The sequence below is a fragment of the Maribacter sp. X9 genome, assembly GCF_048537565.1.
Classification (GTDB): domain Bacteria; phylum Bacteroidota; class Bacteroidia; order Flavobacteriales; family Flavobacteriaceae; genus Maribacter.
Map to the genome: position 1 here is coordinate 2501 of NZ_CP183215.1, position 22684 is coordinate 25184.

The 22684-nt window shown below is 39.3% G+C and carries 14 protein-coding genes, 2 tRNA genes and 2 rRNA genes (1 of these 18 only partly in view); 9 read left to right on the forward strand and 9 right to left on the reverse strand.

Annotated features, from left to right (window positions below; genetic code table 11):
- The 7 genes from ACNR9Q_RS00010 to ACNR9Q_RS00040 form a co-directional block, all read right to left on the reverse strand.
- Window positions 1-674, reverse strand: a 23S ribosomal RNA gene (locus ACNR9Q_RS00010); it reaches 2157 nt to the left of the window's first position.
- 204 nt (window positions 675-878) lie between these two features.
- Window positions 879-955, reverse strand: a tRNA-Ala gene (locus tag ACNR9Q_RS00015).
- Window positions 956-1086: 131 nt separating this feature from the next.
- A tRNA-Ile gene (locus tag ACNR9Q_RS00020) sits at window positions 1087-1160 on the reverse strand.
- 178 nt (window positions 1161-1338) lie between these two features.
- Window positions 1339-2863: ribosomal RNA gene (locus ACNR9Q_RS00025) — 16S ribosomal RNA — on the reverse strand.
- The 16S and 23S rRNA genes sit together here with 2 tRNA genes alongside, the layout of an rRNA operon.
- Before the next feature lie 624 nt (window positions 2864-3487).
- On the reverse strand, window positions 3488-5479 hold the full coding sequence (locus ACNR9Q_RS00030; RefSeq protein WP_419212532.1) for a putative porin: 1992 nt from the start codon (window positions 5477-5479) through the stop codon (window positions 3488-3490).
- A gap of 120 nt (window positions 5480-5599) precedes the next feature.
- Window positions 5600-7168: a RagB/SusD family nutrient uptake outer membrane protein gene (locus ACNR9Q_RS00035; protein WP_419212533.1), complete on the reverse strand. Its 1569-nt coding sequence runs from the start codon at window positions 7166-7168 to the stop codon at window positions 5600-5602.
- 10 nt (window positions 7169-7178) lie between these two features.
- Window positions 7179-10283, reverse strand: a complete 3105-nt coding sequence (locus tag ACNR9Q_RS00040; protein ID WP_419212534.1) for a SusC/RagA family TonB-linked outer membrane protein — start codon at window positions 10281-10283, stop codon at window positions 7179-7181.
- 209 nt (window positions 10284-10492) lie between these two features.
- On the opposite strand from ACNR9Q_RS00040, the gene ACNR9Q_RS00045 reads away from it, so the two are divergent.
- The 3 genes from ACNR9Q_RS00045 (at window position 10493) to ACNR9Q_RS00055 (ending at window position 14434) form a co-directional block, all read left to right on the forward strand.
- Window positions 10493-11080: a ribonuclease HII gene (locus tag ACNR9Q_RS00045; protein WP_419212535.1), complete on the forward strand. Its 588-nt coding sequence runs from the start codon at window positions 10493-10495 to the stop codon at window positions 11078-11080.
- Window positions 11081-11099: 19 nt separating this feature from the next.
- Complete coding sequence (locus ACNR9Q_RS00050) at window positions 11100-13577, forward strand: ribonuclease HII (protein ID WP_419212536.1); 2478 nt, start codon at window positions 11100-11102, stop codon at window positions 13575-13577.
- A 164-nt stretch (window positions 13578-13741) separates the two neighbouring features.
- Complete coding sequence (locus ACNR9Q_RS00055; RefSeq protein ID WP_419212537.1) at window positions 13742-14434, forward strand: hypothetical protein; 693 nt, start codon at window positions 13742-13744, stop codon at window positions 14432-14434.
- A gap of 33 nt (window positions 14435-14467) precedes the next feature.
- Here the strand turns inward: ACNR9Q_RS00055 and lipB are convergent, their stop codons facing one another.
- A complete protein-coding gene (gene lipB / locus ACNR9Q_RS00060) occupies window positions 14468-15184 on the reverse strand; it encodes a lipoyl(octanoyl) transferase LipB (RefSeq protein ID WP_419212538.1) in 717 nt (238 codons plus the stop codon).
- 54 nt (window positions 15185-15238) lie between these two features.
- Window positions 15239-15394 carry a YqaE/Pmp3 family membrane protein gene (locus ACNR9Q_RS00065; RefSeq protein WP_074669928.1) on the reverse strand — a complete coding sequence of 52 codons (156 nt, stop codon included), beginning with the start codon at window positions 15392-15394 and terminating at the stop codon, window positions 15239-15241.
- A gap of 47 nt (window positions 15395-15441) precedes the next feature.
- Here ACNR9Q_RS00065 and ACNR9Q_RS00070 point away from each other — a divergent pair, with 47 nt between their 5' ends.
- The 6 genes from ACNR9Q_RS00070 (at window position 15442) to ACNR9Q_RS00095 (ending at window position 22584) form a co-directional block, all read left to right on the forward strand.
- The gene (locus ACNR9Q_RS00070) at window positions 15442-15708 is read left to right on the forward strand and encodes a hypothetical protein (RefSeq protein ID WP_419212539.1); all 267 of its coding nucleotides are present in this window, start codon (window positions 15442-15444) and stop codon (window positions 15706-15708) included.
- Window positions 15709-15747: 39 nt separating this feature from the next.
- Window positions 15748-17439, forward strand: a complete 1692-nt coding sequence (gene lysS / locus ACNR9Q_RS00075; protein WP_419212540.1) for a lysine--tRNA ligase — start codon at window positions 15748-15750, stop codon at window positions 17437-17439.
- A gap of 55 nt (window positions 17440-17494) precedes the next feature.
- Window positions 17495-18925, forward strand: coding sequence for an SLC13 family permease (locus tag ACNR9Q_RS00080; RefSeq protein ID WP_419212541.1), 1431 nt, complete (start codon window positions 17495-17497; stop codon window positions 18923-18925).
- Between the two features lie 196 nt (window positions 18926-19121).
- A complete protein-coding gene (locus ACNR9Q_RS00085) occupies window positions 19122-21611 on the forward strand; it encodes a zinc-dependent metalloprotease (RefSeq protein WP_419212542.1) in 2490 nt (829 codons plus the stop codon).
- A gap of 179 nt (window positions 21612-21790) precedes the next feature.
- Complete coding sequence (locus ACNR9Q_RS00090; RefSeq protein ID WP_419212543.1) at window positions 21791-21970, forward strand: hypothetical protein; 180 nt, start codon at window positions 21791-21793, stop codon at window positions 21968-21970.
- Window positions 21971-22131: 161 nt separating this feature from the next.
- Window positions 22132-22584, forward strand: coding sequence for a hypothetical protein (locus ACNR9Q_RS00095; protein WP_419212544.1), 453 nt, complete (start codon window positions 22132-22134; stop codon window positions 22582-22584).
- Window positions 22585-22684 lie beyond the last annotated feature (100 nt).

A 22684-nucleotide genomic window follows, 5' to 3' on the forward strand; every position in this document is an offset into this window, starting at 1 on the left:
CGCCCTATTAAGACTCGCTTTCGCTACGGCTCCGTTCCTGAAGAACTTAACCTTGCCAGTAAAAGTAACTCGTAGGCTCATTATGCAAAAGGCACGCCGTCACCCATATGGGCTCCGACCGCTTGTAAGCGTATGGTTTCAGGATCTATTTCACTCCGTTATTCACGGTTCTTTTCACCTTTCCCTCACGGTACTGGTTCACTATCGGTCTCTCAGGAGTATTTAGTCTTGGCGGATGGTCCCGCCGGATTCATACAGGGTTTCACGTGCCCCGCACTACTCAGGATACCACTATCTAAATGTTCTTTGCCTATACGGGACTATCACCCTCTATGGTCGCTATTTCCAAAGCGTTCTAGTTCATCACATCTCGAATGTCGTGGTCCTACAACCCCGTTATCGCCGGAACGACAACGGTTTGGACTAATCCGATTTCGCTCGCCGCTACTATCGGAATCACTTTTGTTTTCTCCTCCTCCGGGTACTTAGATGTTTCAGTTCCCCGGGTTTGCCTCCTTGCGGATACTATATCTTCAATATAGTGGGTTGCCCCATTCGGATATCTGCGGATCATATCGTGTGTGCCGATCCCCGCAGCTTTTCGCAGCTTATCACGTCCTTCTTCGCCTCTGAGAGCCTAGGCATTCCCCATACGCCCTTTTCCAGCTTGTCGCCAGATCTTTAATCTATTCTAATTTATTCGTACTCTTTACTTAATAAAGATTCGTGTTTCTTTCTTTTTTAGGTCGGTAAGGTTTAACCTTACCACCTGTTCCAATATGTCAATGAACGATTGCGAGTCGCAACAGACGATTAAATCATCCATGCTCGTCACGGCAAGCTCTTGAAGATACTATTTCATATCCCCAGGCATTGCCTGGTGGAGAATATCGGAGTCGAACCGATGACCTCCTGCGTGCAAGGCAGGCGCTCTAGCCAGCTGAGCTAATCCCCCGTGTTTCAGTTGTCGGTTATCAGTTAACAGTTATCGGTTAATTGATGACTATACGCCAACTGGGGTTACCCAACTTCTAAAATTTCCTTCAATATTTCAATCTAAATGAACGTAAGCCCTTTTGGGCTTTGTAGTCCCAGGCAGACTCGAACTGCCGACCTCTACATTATCAGTGTAGCGCTCTAACCAGCTGAGCTATGGGACTGTCCCTACTCTTTCCTCTCGGTATAAATACCTCCTTGAAAAAGCAATTACTTATATATCATAATTATGGAGATGTTTTTAAAGAACTTGATAAAGGATAATCAATATTAAATCAAAAGACCGGGACCGTGGAAGGTCTCAACTTCGTCAGGGACCGTCCTTAAAAGGACAATCTCTAGAAAGGAGGTGTTCCAGCCGCACCTTCCGGTACGGCTACCTTGTTACGACTTAGCCCTAGTTACCGATCTTGCCCTAGGCCGCTCCTTACGGTGACGGACTTCAGGCACTCCCGGCTTCCATGGCTTGACGGGCGGTGTGTACAAGGCCCGGGAACGTATTCACCGGATCATGGCTGATATCCGATTACTAGCGATTCCAGCTTCACGGGGTCGAGTTGCAGACCCCGATCCGAACTGTGACAGGTTTTATAGATTCGCTCCGCCTTGCGACGTGGCTGCTCTCTGTACCTGCCATTGTAGCACGTGTGTGGCCCAGGACGTAAGGGCCGTGATGATTTGACGTCATCCCCACCTTCCTCACGGTTTGCACCGGCAGTCCCGTTAGAGTCCCCATCATGACATGCTGGCAACTAACGGTAGGGGTTGCGCTCGTTATAGGACTTAACCTGACACCTCACGGCACGAGCTGACGACAACCATGCAGCACCTTGCAAATTGCCCGAAGGAAAAGGTATCTCTACCCCTGTCAAAATGCATTTAAGCCCTGGTAAGGTTCCTCGCGTATCATCGAATTAAACCACATGCTCCACCGCTTGTGCGGGCCCCCGTCAATTCCTTTGAGTTTCATTCTTGCGAACGTACTCCCCAGGTGGGATACTTATCACTTTCGCTTGGCCGCCCAGGTCTCAAGGACCCGGACAGCTAGTATCCATCGTTTACGGCGTGGACTACCAGGGTATCTAATCCTGTTCGCTCCCCACGCTTTCGTCCATCAGCGTCAGTATATGGTTAGTCACCTGCCTTCGCAATCGGTGTTCTATGTAATATCTATGCATTTCACCGCTACACTACATATTCCGGCAACTTCACCATAACTCAAGACCAGCAGTATCAAAGGCAATTCTATAGTTGAGCTACAGACTTTCACCCCTGACTTACCGGCCCGCCTACGGACCCTTTAAACCCAATAATTCCGGATAACGCTCGGACCCTCCGTATTACCGCGGCTGCTGGCACGGAGTTAGCCGGTCCTTATTCTTACGGTACCGTCAGTAAGCTACACGTAGCTCTTTTTCTTCCCGTATAAAAGCAGTTTACTACCCATAGGGCATTCTTCCTGCACGCGGCATGGCTGGATCAGAGTCTCCTCCATTGTCCAATATTCCTCACTGCTGCCTCCCGTAGGAGTCTGGTCCGTGTCTCAGTACCAGTGTGGGGGATCCCCCTCTCAGGGCCCCTACCCATCGTAGTCTTGGTAAGCCGTTACCTTACCAACAAACTAATGGGACGCATGGCCATCTTCTACCGCCCGGAGGCTTTAACCATATCATGATGCCATGATGTGGTACCACGGGGCATTAATCCAAGTTTCCCTGGGCTATTCCCCTGTAGAAGGTAGGTTCCATACGCGGTGCGCACCCGTGCGCCGGTCGTCAGCGGAGCAAGCTCCCTGTTACCCCTCGACTTGCATGTGTTAGGCCTGCCGCTAGCGTTCATCCTGAGCCAGGATCAAACTCTTCATCGTTGTTTTGTAAATATTCGTCCCAACGAAGCTTCGTTCCTCCCGGCCCCGACTCTCGATTCAATTCCTTCCATACATCCTTCTTTCGAAGGACGTACATATAGTATTGTTATGTTTCCTTAATTCTTGTTCCTCTCGAACAGGTCCTCACCTGTTCTCGATTCTTATCTCCACAATATTTCAATGAACTTCCACAAAAAAGGACCTTCATCTTCCGACTCCCGGACCTCTTTTCGCTTGGGCGTTTGCCTAAGCGGCTGCAAATATACAACTGTTTTTCAACCCGACAACTTTTTTCAAGAAAAAAAATAAATCTTTTTTTTTCGCCGAGAATCACAACATCTATATGAACATTTCCCCCAACGATTCTCTGTTACTCTTTCCTCGTTAACGGGCTGCAAATGTACAACCGTTTTCCGTTCCCACAAGACTTTTTTGCAACTTTTTTCCAGATAATTCCGAGAAAGGATATAGATGATTGATTTACTGCCAATTATAAAATGATAAAATTGCAAAAATCAAAAATACAATTCAAGTGCCTGCAATACAGGCAATTATAATTGATTATGTATAACACAAAATTATAGAAGTCATATAATCAATAGGTTACATTGAGGAGGTGAAATGCTAAGAAAAGAAATTCCAAACGAGGCCGAACCTTATTACAAAATCCCGGTACGGATAATTTGGAGCCGAATAGTAATCATAACCTGAAAAAGAAGCATTGAAATGTTCTGCCTTGAGATAAATTCTGGTTTGTTTCACCCTCGCGTTTATGAAAAAATCCAACAAAGGGTATCCCCCCAACTCTTGTTTATTCTGAACATAGAACTCTGCTAAAACAGGATTGTATGCATTCATCTTATAACTTGTGAAATATTTAAGCGTGATTCCCGTCTGCAAAAACATTGCCTTCTTAAATACATCCGAAGAAAAATAGAGGGTATTTCTTGTCACAATTTGGGGAAGATTCAAGACTTGGTTCTCTTGTGTGACATTTTGATACATCACTGTGTTGTTCAAAGCGAACATACCTACTTTGAATTCCTTTGCATACTTCACCTTTAAATAAGATATCCCATTACTTTCCTGCAACGGTTTTATATAGGCGTTATCCTGGCCGTCGCCCATCGCATTATCGGATATCGGAGCGAAATAGCTGTAATTATCCAAATTACTATACTTCACCATTAAATTACCCCACGTATTGGAAGTAAACTCGCCCTTGAGACTACTTATGCGTTCTTTATCAAAGGTTCCTGTATTATCCCAATTATAATTCAAATACTCGCTCTGGTATAATAGATAATTAAAATTTGGCATCCTAGAGGATGTATGCAGGGACAGTTTAAATTTATTATCCTTATTAAGGGCATATGATGCGGAAGCATTTAATAAGTTACCCGTTAAGCTTCCTGAAAGGCTATAATTTAAACTCCCATCAAAATCAAAACCTCCAATACGTTTTGAATATTTTCCGCCCAAAGCAATTTCAGTGCCCTTCAATTGATTGGGAACAACAGTACCTTCTTGATTTATAAAAAGACTATTGAAATAGTAGTCATAATTGTACATATTAACACTCCCGGTGAGTCTTCCTAATGTGCTATTATAAAACTGAGCGTTTACCTCATTATAAAAGGTTTTCAAATAAGCTTTGTCGTCTACATCTGTAAGTATAGCATTGCCGAATAACGTATCATTGGGAGATTGCACGAACTGATAATATTTTGTTTCATAATCAAAAGCATGCCCAATGGATAGTGATGTTTTCTCAACTCGCGAGGAATCAGATTGTTTTCTCACCAATTTGTAGGTATGATCAAGGTAATAGCGCTTTCCAAGTATTTTATTATCCGCATTATCTAAATAAACATTTACCCTTGGTCTATTCTTAAAATCAGGATCACCAGACTCAAATTGACGTTCCTTATCTGAAAGACCTCCATTTTCTTGAGACAGAATATTTTGGGCAGCGATGTGTGCCCTTACGGCGTATCTAGCATTCGTAGAGCGATAATTGGTGGTCGTGGTAAAATTACCGGACTGTATTTGATTATGATCATATTTACCCAATGATCGATGACCGATATAGCCGATAGAAAAATTAAGTCTTGGGGAGGTATTAAATGCCAAATTCGCGTCTAACAATTGCCCTTGCTCCAAGGTCGTCTTAAAAAAAAGCTCTGTCATAGGAGTAGGAACATTATAATAGACAATCTGCTCCTTCTCTAAATATTTTCTGTCTTTTGCCATGGCCCCAAGATTCGGGTACAAAGTATTGCGGTCCAAATCAACCCCAAGGGAATTATAAGCCTGACCTATGTTTGAAAATGACATTAATTCAAAATCATCTTGCCGCAGATAATTGTATTTATACTCCTTCTGTATCGTAAGCGTGGTATCTAAATATGTTGTGTCACGTTCAAAAGAGATTATTTTGTAATCTTTAATAGTAACACTAGCGGTATCTTTATTTTTTCGATCGGTTGACTTTTCGGATTTTGACTTTTCCAAGGGAACAGTCGAATCAGTTTTCCTAACCGCTTTTTGATCCTTTTGCTGACCCAGCATTATTGAAGAGGTGAAAATCAAAAAAACTATAACTATATATTTCATGTAGTATGGTTACCCTCGCAAAGTTAATTTTTTTGTTCCTAACTAAATGTGAAAGTTTGGGGTATAAAAAAACCCCTCACGTTTTTTGTGAGGGGCTTTCCACTTAATATTAAACAACCCTTACCAGCCCGGATTTTGTTCCGCAGCTAACGTAGGGTTCGCATTAACCTCTACCTGAGGTATTGGCCAAACGAATTTATAATCATCATAAGGAACTGCTGGAACACCATAAGGCCCATCATAAGGGGTACCTAACACATACAATGATTCCTCAGCTCCCCCATTAGAAACTTTTTGGGGAATACCATTTACAGGAACTAAATCATCTCCTTGCAATCTATGTATATCGGACCATCTTCTACCTTCCATCAAGAACTCTATTCGTCTTTCAGCAATAATGCTTTCCACTAAGTCAGTTGGATTTCCAAAATCACTAGCGACATAAGCTTGTGTAGCTGAATCGGCCAAAGATCTATTCCTTACTTCGTTCAACAGACTCAAAGATTCAGTTAGGTCAGGAGATACCATTCTTGCATACGCTTCTGACATGTTAAGTAACACCTCGGCATAACGTATAACAGGTGACGCATCGGTATAATTGACAACGTCTTTGTATTTAAGGGTGAATTTAGTTCCATCAGCAGTAAAAACCATACCCGTACCCACATCAACAGCTGTAGAATTATCTTCACGACGTAAATCGTCGGCCAACCAATATGGGTTTCTCCAAGCAATGGGACTAATTGCCACCAACTGCCTTCTATTATACTGAGATGCTAAAGCTGCATTCACGCCAGGATTTTGCGTCGCAGCTTGCAACATTGAAAATATAGACTCTGTATTTCCATAACTATCTATAAAAGGACCATTTGGAGTACTTGTCAAAGTGTATTTTCCAATTATTTTATTTCCTTCTGCAATCACTTGTTCCCAGTCTCTCATATGTAGATAGACCCTAGTCTTAAAAGCTATCGCTGCATTCTTTGATGCCTTTACCAAGTCTGTGTTAGTAATCAAACTTTCGGCATCATCTAAATCACGCAGTACCTTTTGATAAACTTCTGCAACAGTACTTCGGCCTACTTCAATCTCTGAGTCGATTTCCGCCTGCGTATCAATACCCACTTCCCTGTAAGGTATTCCTGGATGCGAGGCTCCAGATGTATGTTGATAAGGTCTTGCGAAATGAATAAGCAATTCAAAATGAGTAATACCGCGTAAAAATTTGGCTTGCCCAATATAATCATTAGCCACTGCCTGGGTGATGATTCCATTCTCTACCGCCGTTGTCACCCCTTCGATAATCAAGTTACATCTATTAATCAGCCTGTAACCATCAATCCAATAATAAACGTTATTGGCCGTAGTTGGATCGTAAGTTGCTGTGTAAGTAAGCTGATAAAAGGTTGCCATGTTTACAACATCTTCACCACGGTTATCTCCTTGCTCAACAAAAGCAGCACCCCATACGTAACCCCTACCACCGTTAGGATTAGTAGAGTTGTACTGTCCAATAGCAGCTGCATTATACATGCCGTTAACCGAACTTTCAATCAGAGACGGGGTTGAAAAAGCATCATCCAACGAGATATTGTCTACAGGACTTAAGTCCAAAATGGTATCATCCGAACATGAAATCATATAGACTCCACAAAGGGACAAGATTAGAAATTTGAATATTTTTTTCATTTTGTATAAATTATAATTTAACATTTAAGCCTAAGGACAATACTTTTGTCCTTGGAGTTCCATTTATATCCACGCCATTAGATTCCATTTCAGGATTAAGACCTTTATAGTTTGTAATGGTAACAAAGTTCTGAGCTTGAACGAAAAACCTAACTTCTTTGATATTTAATTTGTCAGTTGTGATTGTTGGAAGTTTGTACCCTAGGGTCACATTATCCAAGCTTATAAAATCACCTTTTTCCAAGAACCTTGTGCTAGCATGTCCTGTAAGATTAGTAAAAGTATTACTACTGGCATAAAGTCTTGGAGTTACTCCATCTCCAGGATTTTCAGAGCTTTGCCACCTTCCCAAAATTTCAGTAGAATTATTGTTAAGATTTTGGGTTACCAACTCCCTTCTCGTAGAATTAAACACCTTGTTACCTCCACTATAACGGAACATAAAGGTTAAATCAAAACCACCATAATTAAACCTATTAATCAAAGAACCATAATAGGTAGGTAGAGAGCTTCCCAATATAAACTTGTCATCGGCTGAACTTAAAGAAGAATCTTGTGAGGTATCTCCTGGATTAGCAGGATCAAAAACAGAATAGCTTTGAGTTTCTAAATTACCTTGCACCAAAGATCCATCTGCTTTATAATAAACAGGGTTTCCATTGTTTGGGTTTACTCCCCAATAACGGTATCCATATAAGGAGTTAATAGATTCACCTTCCCTTATGATTAGGTTTGGAGCAATATTGGTATTTGTAGAAGTACCTCCAATAATATCTTGTCCATCTGGAATCCGAGTCACAGTATTTTTGTTCAGTGTTAAATTTGCAGACACATTCCAATTAAACTTCTGGGTGCTAAAAGGAGTATAGTTCAGTGTAAATTCATATCCCTCATTTACCAAGGCTCCGATGTTCTTTTTGATCCTATTATCAGGAACTCCTAATGAATGAGGAACAGGAACATCTAAAATAAGACCGTCTATATCATTCTTATAATAGTCGAAATTAAAAGTCAGCTTATTGGCAAATAAACTCAAGTCCAACCCATAATCTATCTTCTGACTCGTCTCCCAACGCAATTGATCATTCCCGAATTGCGTAAAGGCAATACCGTTCAAAGTGCCATAAGGCGAGGCAGAAGTTAGGCCTAAATATGGATAATTGCCAATATCGGTATTTCCAACCTCGGAGTATGACCCCCTGATCTTAAACAAAGAGATTGTAGATTTCAAATTTTCGAAAAACCTTTCATTCGCTATGTTCCAACCTGCCGAATATCCAGTAAAATTATTCCATCGGGTGGCTTCACTCAACTTTGATATACCATCCCTACGTATAGAACCTTGTAAAAAATAGCGTTCCCTAAAATTATAACTTAACCTTCCTACATATGAACTGATTCCATTTTCCGTTACGCTTCCACCAGAGGTTTGTGTTCCATAAGCCCCAGTCACTAAATTCTTATTATAAAACTCATCTAATAAATCAGTACCTGTACCGAAGAAATTTTGATACTTATTCTTTTGATATTCGGCAACGGCAGTAGCTGCAACGTTATGCGCATCATTAATCGATGTGCTATAATTTAAAATATTCTGTGTATTCCATCGTAACGTCTCAGTATTACTATTTTGCAATCTACCGTTTGCTCCAGCTCCATCACCATGAACAGGACTATAATATAGAAAACCAGAGGTAATAGCATTATCGGCACTTGCTTGAAACCTATAATTTAATCCCTTTAATAACTTCACATCGGCAAAGGTATTTACTAGAGTTCTATTTTCTTTTGACTGAAACTTGTTATTAGCAAGAACATATCCAATATTTGAAATATTATCCCCTACAGGACTAGTATTGTCCCATCGACCAACAACGGACCCATCTTCGGAAATATTGTAACCTGTGGGATGATTGGGATTAAAAATTGGGGTATTGGGCAATTGTCTTGTTGCGTTGAAAATATTGCCCGAAAGCGATCCTGATCCAGTATTCAAACCATCATATTGAGTTCTAGTGACCCCAACATTAGCACCAATAGTCAACCATTTATTTACATCATGTTCAATATTAGTCCTGATACTGTGCCGCTTCATACTATTGGAAACAGCCACCCCGTTCTGATCCGTAAATCCAAGGGACATATAATATCTAGTTTTATCCGTACCTCCATTAACGGACAAACTATGATCCATTTGCAAGGCACTAGAATTCAGAACCGCCTTTTGCCAATCAGTATCAAACTCACTTCCAAAAGCCCAAGGATCTTGACCTCTGTTAGTTCTCTTTTCATTGGCGATTTCCAAAAATTCCTCTGTATTTAAAAGATCAAATGTTTTGATTGCAGAAGCAAAACCGGTAACCACATTATATCCAACCTGCATGGATCCTTTCTTCCCTTTTTTAGTTGTGATTAAAATCACCCCATTGGCGGCACGTGAACCATAGATTGCAGTTGCAGCACCATCTTTAAGCACTTCGAACGACTCAATATCGTTTGGGTTTATCGCCCCAAGACCATTTGCCGAAGCATAACCCCCGACATCTCCGGAAATTATTGGCATACCGTCGACGACAATCAATGGCGAAGTTCCAGACCCTATAGATGCAACACCCCTTATCCTGATGCTTGGAGCCTCACCTATAATTCCCGTGTTCGAGGTTACCTGCACGCCAGCAGCCCTACCGGCAAGTTGGCTTTCAAAGCTTGGAGTAACCAACCCTTGAATAGCCGACCCCGAGACACTAGAAATGGAACCGGTTATCTCTTTTCTTTTTTGAACACCATATCCAACGACCACAACCTCGTCAAGGGCCTGGGCATCCTCTTCCATTTGAACATTGATAGAATTACCTACACCAACGTTCTTAGTGATTGTTTTCTGTCCTAAATAAGAAAATCTTAGGGTTTGTCCCTGATTTACATTTATGGTATAATTACCATCAAAGTCTGTCTGGGTACCGTCGGTTGTACCGACTACAACAACGGACACACCTGGAAGAGGCAACCCACCCTGATCCGTCACGACGCCGGTCACTGTTTTATCCTGTGCAAAGGAAAAATTGATGAACAACACAAATAGAAGTGTTAACATCCCTAGAAATTTCTGTTTCATAGAATTTAGTTTTTGAATTAGCTTGCGCCAAAAATCTTAAAAAATGTTTAAGATTCCTAGCCACCTTAACAAGGTTTTGATACAGATGTTAAAAACAAACTACTTATTATTGAATTAATAACCCATAACAAATAACCATGAAAAATTTTTATTTTTTTAACTTAATTAAATCTTAAATTAATTTTCACTTTAACAATTACTTTTAAAGCATGCTAAAGAAATATTATAATAATGTTAATGAAACAGGTTTGGATGAAGCTGGAAGAGGGTGTTTGGCCGGACCTGTAACCGCTGCGGCCATTATATTACCCCATTCCTTTGAAAACCTAATTTTAACAGATTCGAAGCTGTTATCCGAACGAAACAGGGAACTTTTGCAGCCTCTTTTAAAGAGCGAAAGTATATGTTACGGAATAGCACATATATTTCCCCAAAAAATTGATGAAATCAATATTTTAAACGCATCCATTTTAGCTATGCACAAGGCCATGGACAAATTAACTGTAATTCCTTCGTACATCATCGTGGATGGAAATAGATTTAAGCCTTATAAGGATATTCCATATTCTTGTATCGTTAAAGGAGACTCAAAGTACTATAGCATTGCAGCTGCTTCTGTTTTAGCCAAAACGGCCAGGGATGCCTATATGTTGAAACTACACGAAGAATATCCCATGTACAATTGGAAGAAGAACAAAGGCTATCCTACAAAGGAGCATCGGGCCGCGATAAGAAAATATGGTATCACTAAATATCACAGAAAGAGTTTTAAGCTTTTACCGGACCTTTTACCTTAATACCTCAAATAGTATAACTTTGCAAAAACACGATGGCATGAGGTATACCTTATTATATGTATTGACGCTTTTACTTTTCACTACATGTACCACAAAACCTAAGAATGAAAATTCTATTTTAGATTTTGTGCCAAAAACCTCCTCAATCTTACTTAAAATTAACGATTTTGAGTCTTTAAGGGAAGGACTCTCATCCAATGAGATTTTGGGTGAACTTGAGTCCACTCGAATATATTCGAAAATTTCCGACAAAATTCATCCTCTTGAATTTCTCTCTGAGAAAAAAAAGGGTCTGCTAGCATTTTCGGTCCGCGACAGTGTCGACTTTGATTTCACTTTCATCACGACCGATAGCCTATCTTTCATAGATTGGGAAAAATCGCCCAATAAAACCATAGAATCCCTAAGCTACAAAAATGCCAACGTTACAAAATATCAAATTAACAAAGAGCTTTTTTACACCGTTTACTTGGGAGGCCATGCGATCCTTAGCTCGTCATTAAATCTATTGAAAAACCTTATTGATATACCTGTACAAGAGAACATCAACCCGTCATTAGATAGGTTTTATACCATTTCTAATCCACAAAAAGCATTGAATATTTGGATTGATTTGGAACATGGTGAGCCCCTATTCAATCAACTGTTTCTCAATGACCATAAACTCTCAGATTTCGCAAGTTGGATGTCACTTGACCTCAGCTTGAACGATACTGAAATTCTCTTAAACGGCATTACGCAAACCGATACGGTTCAAAATAATTTTCTAAATCTGTTTAACGATAGTAATCCTATTCCCAACAAGGTTTCTGCCTTAATTCCCCGTGATGTACGTTATTTGAAATCATACACGCTGGATGATTTTAAAACTTTTTCCAAAAACAAAATATCAAATCATATTGCTGCCACGGCTATGGATTCAGTATTTACAACCGTCGAAGAAATCGGGGTTTCTAGAATTAACAATGAGACTATTCTAATTTTAAGAACCTATGGTACGGCTTCACTATTAGATTATATAACTGAGGATAAAATAGATACTGAAGAATATGGTGGAAATGAAATTTGGGAATTAAACCCGGATACTAAAATTTTCAAACCCATTGAATCGTTACTAACCGGCTCGCCTTCATTTAAATATGCCAGCATCATTGAGAATAACTTCTTATTTGCAGAAAGTAAAGCTGTTCTTCAACGAATTTTAAACGATTATAAAAGTGGCGATGTATTCGGTAAAACCGATTTATACAAAAATGCAGATCACGAACTTACTTCATCAGCGAGCGTATTAACGGTTTCCGATTTGGACGGAACCGTTGAATTATTGGAAGCTTCCGTTTCAAATAGAATGGCGAAAATCATAGGTGATATCGACCTGAAAAATTATGTTTTCGGTTCGCAATTCATTGCTGATAAAGGCTTTTTCCACTCTAATTTCTTGATAAAAAAAATCGTGACAACTGCCGATAAAAATACAGTCTCATCCGTGTTCGAGGTTCAATTCAGTACCGACCTTTCCAACAGCCCGCAATTTGTGACCAATCACTATAACGGTAAGAAAGAGATTCTGGTTCAAGATCAAGCAAATATTCTTTATCTTATTTCACCGGGAGGAAAGATCATTTGGGAAAAACAATTGGAAGGAACTGTACAAGGTAAGGTGCATCAAGTAGACCTGTTCAAAAACGGAAAACAACAATTGGCTTTCACGACTAACAACGAGTTTTTAATATTGGATAGAAATGGTAAGGAAGTCGCACCATTTTCGATGAAATTTGAAGGCGGAAACTTAAACCCTCTTGCCGTATTCGACTATGAACGAAAAAATGAATATCGCTTTTTGGTGACTCAGAACAAAAAGGTGTTCATGTACAATAACAAAGGTAATATTGTCAAAGGTTTTAAATATGATACTGCTGAAGCCAACATCTTAGAAGCGCCCCAACATTTTCGAATTGGTAGAAAGGATTATCTCGTTTTTAAATTGGATAACGGACAACTTAGAATACTTAACCGGGTAGGAGATACCAGAATAAAAGTTAAGGACAAGCTTTCCTTTTCCGAAAATCCTGTTCAACTCTATCAAAATAAGTTTACGTTTACCTCTACCGACGGAAGGTTATATCAAATCGACACTAAAGGGGCGATCTCACAAAGCAATTCGAATTTGGTCAAAGACCATGGTATTGATGCCACTTCTAAAACACTGGCCATTATGAACGACAATGTTTTACAGATTCGTGATAAAAAAGTAGAATTGGAACTAGGGGTTTATTCCAAACCCACGATTTTTTATCTGAACGATAAAATATATGTGAGCGTAAGCGATATTCAGAATCAAAAGGTCTATTTGTTCGATAGTCAAGCCGAAGCTATTCCGAACTTTCCAATTTATGGTAATTCTATCGTAGACATGGCCGATATCGACAATGATAAAAATTTGGAGTTGGTCGTAAAGGACCAAGAAAATTCAATCAAGGTCTATCGAATTAATTAATTGGTACAGGTTTTATTGAAAATGGTAAATCATTCTTTACAAACCACACAATGGAGCTTTCTTCAGAATCAGAAATTAGATATTTTTAATCAGTTAGGCGAATCAGTAACTTGAAATTACTGCTTTTAGAACACTTATCTTTTTAAACTAAAATATCTATGAAAATGAAACAACTCTTTTATACAGTCATTACCTTCTTTGCTGTATTGAATTTTGGTATTGCCCAAGAAGGATGTAGTAAATTTTACCCCATGACAAAAGGGGTTTCTATGGAATATACAAATTATAACAAAAAAGGAAAAGTTGAAGGGGTAAGCTCATTCAAGGTTACAGAAGTAAATTCGAATGGCGCAACTACCAATGCTACAATGGCCATTAACCTTACAGATGAAAAAGGGAAAGAAATTTACAATACTGATTATAAGCTGTCCTGTACAGGAACTATGGTTACCCTAGATTATGAATCTATATTACCAAGTGAAATGATGAAACAATATGGTGATATGGATATTGAAATTACCGGGAACGATATTGAAATACCCAATGACTTGAGTGTAGGTCAGAATCTAGCCGATGCCAATGTGAGCATGAAAATAAACATGGGGGCCATGAACATGAATATGGCCGTGGATATGCTCAATAGAAAAGTTGAAAAAAAAGAAAGTATCACTACCCCTTCAGGAACCTACGACTGTTATGTGCTCTATAGTGAAAATCATTCTAAAGTAATGATGGCCAATCAGGTATATCCTTCACGTGTATGGCTATCCGAAGGCGTAGGAATGGTAAAACAGGAAACCTATAAAAAAAATGGGGACTTGATGAGCAGTACTATGCTCACAGCCTATTCAAAATAAAAAGCGACCATTCCAAAAACAAAAAACCGAAGTTTAAACTTCGGTTTTTTGTTTTAATAACTCCGCCTCAAAGAGCGTTTCAAAATGACTGAGCAACTTTTCTTTCACTTCTTCAACATCCACTTCTCTTTGCCCTAATTCAACATTTAGGGAAGTAACGGCCTTATCCTTTATGCCACAAGGAATCATCATATCGAAGTAACCCAAATCAGCATTTACGTTCAAGGCAAATCCGTGCATCGTTACCCAACGACTGGCACGAACTCCCATAGCGCAAATTTTACGTGCAAAGGGAGTATCTCCATCCAACCATACTCCAGTTTCCCCTTTAGAACGTTCTGCTTTTAACCCATATTCGGCCAAAGTGAGAATCACAATTTCTTCTAAAAAACGAAGGTACTTATGAATATCCGTAAAGAAATTGTCCAAATCTAGAATAGGGTAACCCACTATTTGTCCCGGTCCATGATAGGTTATATCTCCTCCCCTATTAATTTTGTAAAATTTCGCACCTTTCTCTTCTAGCGTCTTTTCATCGACAAGAAGGTTTTGCATATCGCCACTTTTACCTAAAGTATATACATGCGGATGCTCTACCAATAAGAAATGGTTAGGAGTGCTTACATTAGTTTCTTCTCTTCGATTCTTGATCTTTAAATCGATTATATCCTTAAAAATCTCCTCTTGAAAATCCCATGTCTCCTTATAATCCTTCAGACCTAGATCAGTAAAAATTACTTTCTTGTTCATAGATACAAAGATACAAAGCAAAGGGTTCTTAAAGAAGATTAGAAAACCAACCTATCAATTAGGATTGTTAAGAATGACCAACGCAGCAATCACGCCGGGCACCCAACCACAAAAAGTCAATAATAGGACAATTAAGAAAGAGCCACAACCTTTACCCAAAACGGCGAGCGGAGGGAAAAATATGGCCAGTAAAACACGGATTAAACTCATTTGATTTTTGATTTACTTGATTGATGTACCTATTGGACGTAATTTTAATGAATCTGTTACAGATTTATATTTATTTCTGCAGTCCAAAAAAGGATAAAAGCAAAATATCTACAGAAATAGATTCTTACGATTCCATTGCAAAAGAAATCACCCATACTAACGGTGCCATTTTCGTATCAATCACAGACATTACCCGTAAAGGAATTGAAGAACCCGATTTAGTGTCTATGGATGGCCTTCATACTTCAGGTAAAGCCTATGAAAAATTTATTAAACGTTTATATCCTTTAGTGCTTTCCAGATTGAAAGATTAATTCATATCGATTATATTTGCCAGCTAAATAAACGACGGCATGCAATTATCGGAGCAAGAGCTTATCAGAAGGGAAAAATTGGGTAAATTACGAGCGTTGGGGATCAATCCATACCCAGCTGCACTATATCCTATAGATGCTACATCTAAAAGTATAAAGACCAATTACGAAGAGGGTAAAAAGGTAGTCGTTGCCGGTCGGCTAATGTCTCGTCGTATTCAAGGAAAAGCCTCCTTTGCCGAACTTCAGGATAGTACTGGGCGTATTCAGGTCTATTTCAACCGGGATGAAATCTGTACTGGAGAAGATAAAACTTTATATAACGATGTCTATAAAAAATTGTTGGACATTGGCGATATCATTGGTATTGAAGGAGAGCTTTTTACTACCCAGGTAGGGGAAAAAACAATCATGGTGAAAAAATTTACTATGTTAAGCAAATCATTGCGACCTCTACCCCTGCCTAAAAAAGATGCCGAAGGAAACGTTTATGACGAATTCAACGACCCAGAACTGCGCTACCGACAACGGTACGTAGATTTAGTGGTCAACCCAAAAGTAAAGGAGACCTTCATAAAAAGAACTAAAATCACTAATAGCATACGGGAGTTTTATAATCAAAAAGGATATTTAGAAGTAGAAACTCCGATTTTGCAACCGATACCGGGTGGAGCGACCGCACGTCCTTTTTTAACACATCATAATGCCCTTAATATACCTTTATATTTAAGAATTGCGAACGAGCTCTACCTAAAAAGATTGATTGTAGGTGGGTTCGACGGCGTCTACGAGTTCTCTAAAGATTTCCGAAACGAAGGTATGGACCGTACCCATAACCCCGAGTTTACGGTAATGGAACTTTATGTGGCCTACAAGGATTATAACTGGATGATGGACACCACAGAACAGCTATTGGAAAAAATTGCCATGGATGCCAATGGAACTACTAAAATAACCGTTGGCAAACATGAAATAGAATTCAAGGCTCCGTATGCCCGGGTGCCTATATTGGAAGCTATAAAAATACATGCCGGTATTGATGTAGCCGGTATGCCAGAAGACGAACTGCGTGCCACTGCCAAAAAATTAGGTCTAGAAGTAGATGAAACAATGGGGATAGGCAAGCTTATTGACGAAATTTTTGGAGAAAAATGTGAGCACCACTACGTGCAACCTACGTTCATTACCGATTATCCAAAGGAAATGAGTCCGCTCACCAAAGAACACAGAAGTAATCCCGCCCTTACAGAACGATTTGAATTAATGGTAAATGGTAAGGAATTGGCGAATGCCTATTCTGAGTTGAACGATCCTATTGATCAACGTGAACGTTTTGAAGAACAACTGAAACTATCAGAAAAAGGGGATGATGAAGCCATGTTCATTGATCAGGACTTCTTACGAGCTTTGGAATATGGAATGCCTCCCACATCCGGTATCGGCATTGGTATTGATCGTTTGGTCATGTTGATGACCAACAATGCGTCTATCCAAGAAGTGTTGTTCTTCCCTCAAATGAGACCGGAGAAAAAACCATTGCAATTATCAGAAAACGAAAAAGTAATCTTTGAAATCCTTAAAACTGATAAGAAACTTGAATTGGCGGAATTAAAAAGCAAAGCCGATTTAAGTAATAAAGCTTGGGACAAAGGAATCAAAGGAATTACAAAGCAACAGTTGGCCAAAATCTATAAAGAAGGTGACGTCCTTTTTGTTGAAATTTACAGTTGACACTCTGACAAATTCATAAATAATAGTAGTTTAGAAGCTGGCTAAACCAACCAGCATGAACCTAAGCAGTAAAGTAGGTCTTTTTTTAGGGCCCATTCTATTTTTAATTGTAATCAGTTTACCTCAAGTAATCGTAACCGAAAATGCCGATGCCGTGATCGCCGTCGCACTTTGGATGATTATCTGGTGGGTGACCGAAGCTGTATCCATATCTGTGACGGCACTTTTACCCTTATTATTATTTCCCATCTTAAAAGTAATGCCAATCGGTGATGTAGGCGCTAATTATGGGAGCCCCATCGTATTTTTATTTTTTGGTGGCTTTGTCATGGCATTGGCGCTAGAAAAAGTAAACCTTCATAAGCGCATTGCCCTGAACATCATTCTGCTTACAGGTACCACCGCTAACAGAGTAGTTTTAGGGTTTATGATCGCTACGGCAGTTTTGAGCATGTGGATCAGCAATACGGCAAGTACCGTGGTCATGTTACCCATTGCCATGTCCGTTATTACCCTATTAATCGAGGATGCGGATGGATTTACAAAACAGGACCGTAATTTTGCATTGAGCGTTATGCTTGGAATTGCCTTCGCCGCAAATGCCGGTGGAATAGCGACCGTTATTGGCACACCTCCGAACTCGGTTTTAATAGGGTTGCTTGAAAATGAATATACTATTGAAATTTCATTTTTAAAATGGATGGTCATCGGTTTTCCGTTTGCCATGGTAATGATTGCTATTTGTTACTGGGTGCTGGTCAAAGTTTTCTTTCCAACCAAAAATTTAAAATTCAAAGCTTCCAAAAAAATCATCCAAGAAGAACTATTTAAATTGGGGCCAACTTCAGGAAAAGAGAAAATGGTACTTGCTATTTTTGGGGTGACCGTTTTTCTATGGGTCTTTCGAACGTTGATAAACGCATTCTTGCCAAGTCTCGGATTATCGGACACTCTAATTAGCATTTTTGCCGCAATAGCCCTCTTCACCCTACCGTATAATCTTAAAAAGGGTGATTTTATTTTAAAATGGCAGGATACCCAAAAACTGGCTTGGGGCATTTTAATCCTATTTGGCGGCGGACTGTCTTTGGCCAACGGTATGTCAGTTTCCGGCATTGTAGATTTGGTCGCCGATGCAATCGCCCGAGCAAATCTTAGCATACTACTAACTGCATCTTTATTAATTGTCTTAATGCTATTTATGACCGAACTGATGAGTAATGTGGCCTTGGTCGCCGTTTTGGCTCCTGTTGTGGCCGGTATAGCTCTTGGTCTAGGAATACCTATCACCTATCTATTGATTCCCATAACCATTGCAAGTAGTTGCGCCTTTATGTTACCCATGGCCACCCCTCCTAATGCCATTGTGTTTGCAAGTGGGTATATTAAGGTCCATGAAATGGCTCGTGCCGGACTCATCCTAAATCTGATTGCCGTTCTATTGCTAATCGGGATGTTCGAATTTATAATTCCTTTACTATTCTGACCTTTCTTTTATAAAAAAACAAAGCCTTTGCAACTGCAAGGGCTTTGTCATTGACTAATTCAAAAATAATAAAAATGATTATTCCTATTTAATAGACGCTAAATTTTCTAGTTTGTTACAAACATGCTTAAGAAATTATTAACTACTCACTCAATTTATTTTTTTCATCTTTGAAAAATTACCGAACTAACTTGATATGAAAAGAAAATTACTATTGAAATTATTCCTACTGGTCTGCATTTTTGGCTACCAATCTTCTGAAGCACAAATTTTTAAAAAGAAAAAAAAGGATACGGAAAAAGAGGCCGAAAAACCAAGTAAGGATAAAATACAACCTTATGAAAAAGTAATTACAAAAGACGCTGTAACTGACGATGGTCTCTTCAAAGTACATGAAGTTGAGGATAAATACTACTACGAAATACCAGATTCCCTATTAAGTAAAGAAATGTTGATGGTAAGCCGTATTTCTAAAACAGCTTCTGGCATTGGATTTGGCGGTGGAAAAATAAACACCCAAGTATTACGCTGGGAAAAGAAGGATAAAAAAATACTACTTCGGGTGGTTTCGCATGATGTTGTAGCGGCAGACTCCCTACCTGTACACGAAGCCGTAGTCAATTCGAATTTTGAACCTGTTCTTTATGCGTTTGACATAAAAGCTTTTAAAAAGGACTCTCTAAATCCTGCCACGGTAATCGAAGTCAATGATATTTTCACAAAAGACACCAAAGCCTTTGGGATGCCAGAACGCTACCGAAAACAATACAAGGTATCACGATTAGATGATGACAGAGGCTATATCGAATCCATAAAAAGTTATCCCTTAAATGTGGAAGTACGCCATGTAAAGACATATTTGGCCGGTGAAGCCCCCAGTAACGGAAGTTTGGGTTCTATCTCCATAGAAATCAATAACTCTATGGTTTTGTTACCTGAAGAACCCATGAAACGCAGGTATTTCGATGAACGGGTGGGCTGGTTCACAAGTGGCCAAGTAGATTACGGACTGGAAGCGCAAGAGAGTAAAAGCATCAAATTCTTAGATCGATGGCGCTTAGAAGTGAAGGAGGAAGATTTGGAAAAATTCAAGAAAGGGGAATTAGTGGAACCCAAAAAACAAATCGTCTACTATGTGGATCGGGCAACGCCAAAACAATGGGTACCTTTTATAAAACAAGGCATCGAGGATTGGCAGATCGCTTTTGAAGCGGCGGGCTTTAAAAATGCCATCATCGCAAAAGAACCGCCGTCTATAGAAGAAGACCCAGAATGGTCTCCTGAAGATGTACGCTATTCGGTAGTGCGCTACTTGGCCTCGCCCATACCTAATGCCAACGGACCGCATGTTAGCGATCCACGTAGTGGTGAAATTTTAGAGTCGGACATTAATTGGTACCATAACGTAATGAGTTTATTAAGGAACTGGTATTTTGTACAAACAGCGGCCATCAATCCGGCCGCAAGAGGTGTTTCCTTTGATGAAGACGTGATGGGACGGTTGATCCGTTTCGTTTCCTCCCATGAAGTCGGACATACACTAGGGCTTCCACATAACATGGGCAGCAGTGTTGCTTACCCGGTAGACTCCCTCCGCTCTAAATCGTTTACACAAAAGTACGGTACTGCTCCCTCCATTATGGACTATGCACGCTTCAATTATGTGGCCCAACCTGGTGACGACGGCGTAGCATTAATGCCCAATATCGGAGTCTATGATAAATATGCCATACAATGGGGCTATAAACCGATCTTAGACAAATCTGCAAAAGATGAAAAATCAATTCTAGACGATTGGATCATGGCCCATTCAGGAGATCCCCTGTACCGTTTTGGCCATCAACAAGTGGGTGATATCGTAGATCCAAGTTCGCAAACCGAAGATTTAGGCGACGATGCAGTAAAAGCAAGCGAATATGGCATTGCCAATTTAAAAAGGATTGTCCCAAAATTGATAGAATGGACCGCCGAAGATGGTAAAAACTACGAAGACCTTGATAAGTTATACGCACAGGTATTTGCCCAATTCAATAGGTATATGGGCCATGTCTCCAATAATATTGGTGGGGTATATGAGAACCATAAAACCTATGAACAAGAAGGAGCTGTCTATACCGCAGTGCCCAAAGCACACCAGATGAAAGCAATGGCCTTCTTACAGGCCCAGTTGTTCCAAACTCCAACATGGATGTTGAATCAAGAAATACTAGATCGTATCGAGTATTCAGGATTTTTAGAGCAAATACGATCCATGCAGGTCCGCACACTGAACAATATAATGAGTTTAGGCAAATTAGCCAGACTTATTGAATATGAAACTTCAAACGGCAGAGAAGCGTATTCTTTATTGCAAATGATGAGTGAACTAAGGAAAGGGATTTGGTCAGAATTGAATAATGGCATCACCATTGATACTTATAGGAGAAATTTACAAAAAGCTCACATTGATCGTTTAGAATACTTAATGACAGCGGGTAACGAAGATAAAAAACCAGATTTTGGTGGATATCGTAAATCGACCGCGATCAATACCAGTCAATCTGATGTTAGAACTTTAGCAAGAGCGGAATTGAATACATTAAAACGTGATATCAGAAATGCAAAAAATAGAACTTCTGATACCATGACCAAGTATCATTTGGATGATGTTTTAGGACGTATAGACTTGATTTTAGAGCCAAAATAGGGGAAGTGAAATTTATTGAATTTTTGGCCCACTCGATGAAAAGTCAATAAATCCGACGAATGGAAACACTAAACCACATCCTATAAACGATTGACATCTAAAAAAGCCCGTTTCACAACAATGGGCTTTTTCATCTCCTTTAGTTTTTTAGTTTAGTATTGAATTAAAACCCCCAAATCATGACGAATAAAATAAAAAGTCTCATTTATTTAAGCTGTTTTATCGTAGCATCTGTAGTATATCATGAAGCCATGAACTCAGAACCGAAAGAAGAGTTAGCTACAAATACTATAGAACAAGAAGCGGATATAATCATAAATCCTTACAAAGAATATGCTCACAGAATAGAGACAAACTAAAAAATTATAGTTCCTACTTACTACAAAGCGCGGCCGATAGCCGCGCTTTTTGCATTCTATAATCATTCACTGCCGAGTTAAATGTTTGCCAAAGCATGTCACTTTCTTAAACCAATGCGAAGTAAAACTGTCCAATGAACAAAGCAATAAAAATTATAAATATGAAAAAATTAATGTTAGCCATTTTCGTAATGGTAGGAATATCAGCCGTAGCACAGGACCATAACATGAAAGGTAAAAGAAATGCCATGATGGATTTTACTCCAGAACAAATAGCAACGCTACAAACCAAAAAAATGACCTTGGCCTTAGATTTAAGCGATTCGCAACAGTCAAAAATTGAAGCTATGTTTATGGAGGATGCCAAAATCCGAAAGGCGAAAATGGAAACATTCAAGAAACGAAAGGAAAGTGGCGAAAAAATGTCTACAGATGAAAAATTCAACATGCTTAATGAACGTTTGGATCGCAAAATTGAACGTAAAAAAGAAATGAAATCCCTTCTATCTCCTGAACAATATGCTCAATATGAAAAAATAAAGCATAGCAAAGGAATGCATCATAAAAAAAATAGGGATGGTCGCAAAAAAGAGATGGGCCCAAAAAGAGGTTAGTTTAGTCAGTTTTCTTTAAAAAGGTCTGCTTTTAGTAGGCCTTTTTTATTTTTCAACATCAATTGAAAACCTTAAAAACTCTATTATAAAACAGTACAAC

Excerpts from the sequence above, each read along its gene's own strand:
- ACNR9Q_RS00030 (WP_419212532.1), bottom strand. The coding sequence starts at position 5,479 with ATGAAATATATAGTTATAGTTTTTTTGATTTTCACCTCTTCAATAATG.
- ACNR9Q_RS00035 (WP_419212533.1), bottom strand. The coding sequence starts at position 7,168 with ATGAAAAAAATATTCAAATTTCTAATCTTGTCCCTTTGTGGAGTCTAT.
- ACNR9Q_RS00040 (WP_419212534.1), bottom strand. The coding sequence starts at position 10,283 with ATGAAACAGAAATTTCTAGGGATGTTAACACTTCTATTTGTGTTGTTC.
- ACNR9Q_RS00045 (WP_419212535.1), top strand. The coding sequence starts at position 10,493 with ATGCTAAAGAAATATTATAATAATGTTAATGAAACAGGTTTGGATGAA.
- ACNR9Q_RS00055 (WP_419212537.1), top strand. The coding sequence starts at position 13,742 with ATGAAACAACTCTTTTATACAGTCATTACCTTCTTTGCTGTATTGAAT.
- lipB (WP_419212538.1), bottom strand. The coding sequence starts at position 15,184 with ATGAACAAGAAAGTAATTTTTACTGATCTAGGTCTGAAGGATTATAAG.
- ACNR9Q_RS00065 (WP_074669928.1), bottom strand. The coding sequence starts at position 15,394 with ATGAGTTTAATCCGTGTTTTACTGGCCATATTTTTCCCTCCGCTCGCC.
- ACNR9Q_RS00070 (WP_419212539.1), top strand. The coding sequence starts at position 15,442 with ATGAATCTGTTACAGATTTATATTTATTTCTGCAGTCCAAAAAAGGAT.
- lysS (WP_419212540.1), top strand. The coding sequence starts at position 15,748 with ATGCAATTATCGGAGCAAGAGCTTATCAGAAGGGAAAAATTGGGTAAA.
- ACNR9Q_RS00080 (WP_419212541.1), top strand. The coding sequence starts at position 17,495 with ATGAACCTAAGCAGTAAAGTAGGTCTTTTTTTAGGGCCCATTCTATTT.
- ACNR9Q_RS00085 (WP_419212542.1), top strand. The coding sequence starts at position 19,122 with ATGAAAAGAAAATTACTATTGAAATTATTCCTACTGGTCTGCATTTTT.
- ACNR9Q_RS00090 (WP_419212543.1), top strand. The coding sequence starts at position 21,791 with ATGACGAATAAAATAAAAAGTCTCATTTATTTAAGCTGTTTTATCGTA.
- ACNR9Q_RS00095 (WP_419212544.1), top strand. The coding sequence starts at position 22,132 with ATGAAAAAATTAATGTTAGCCATTTTCGTAATGGTAGGAATATCAGCC.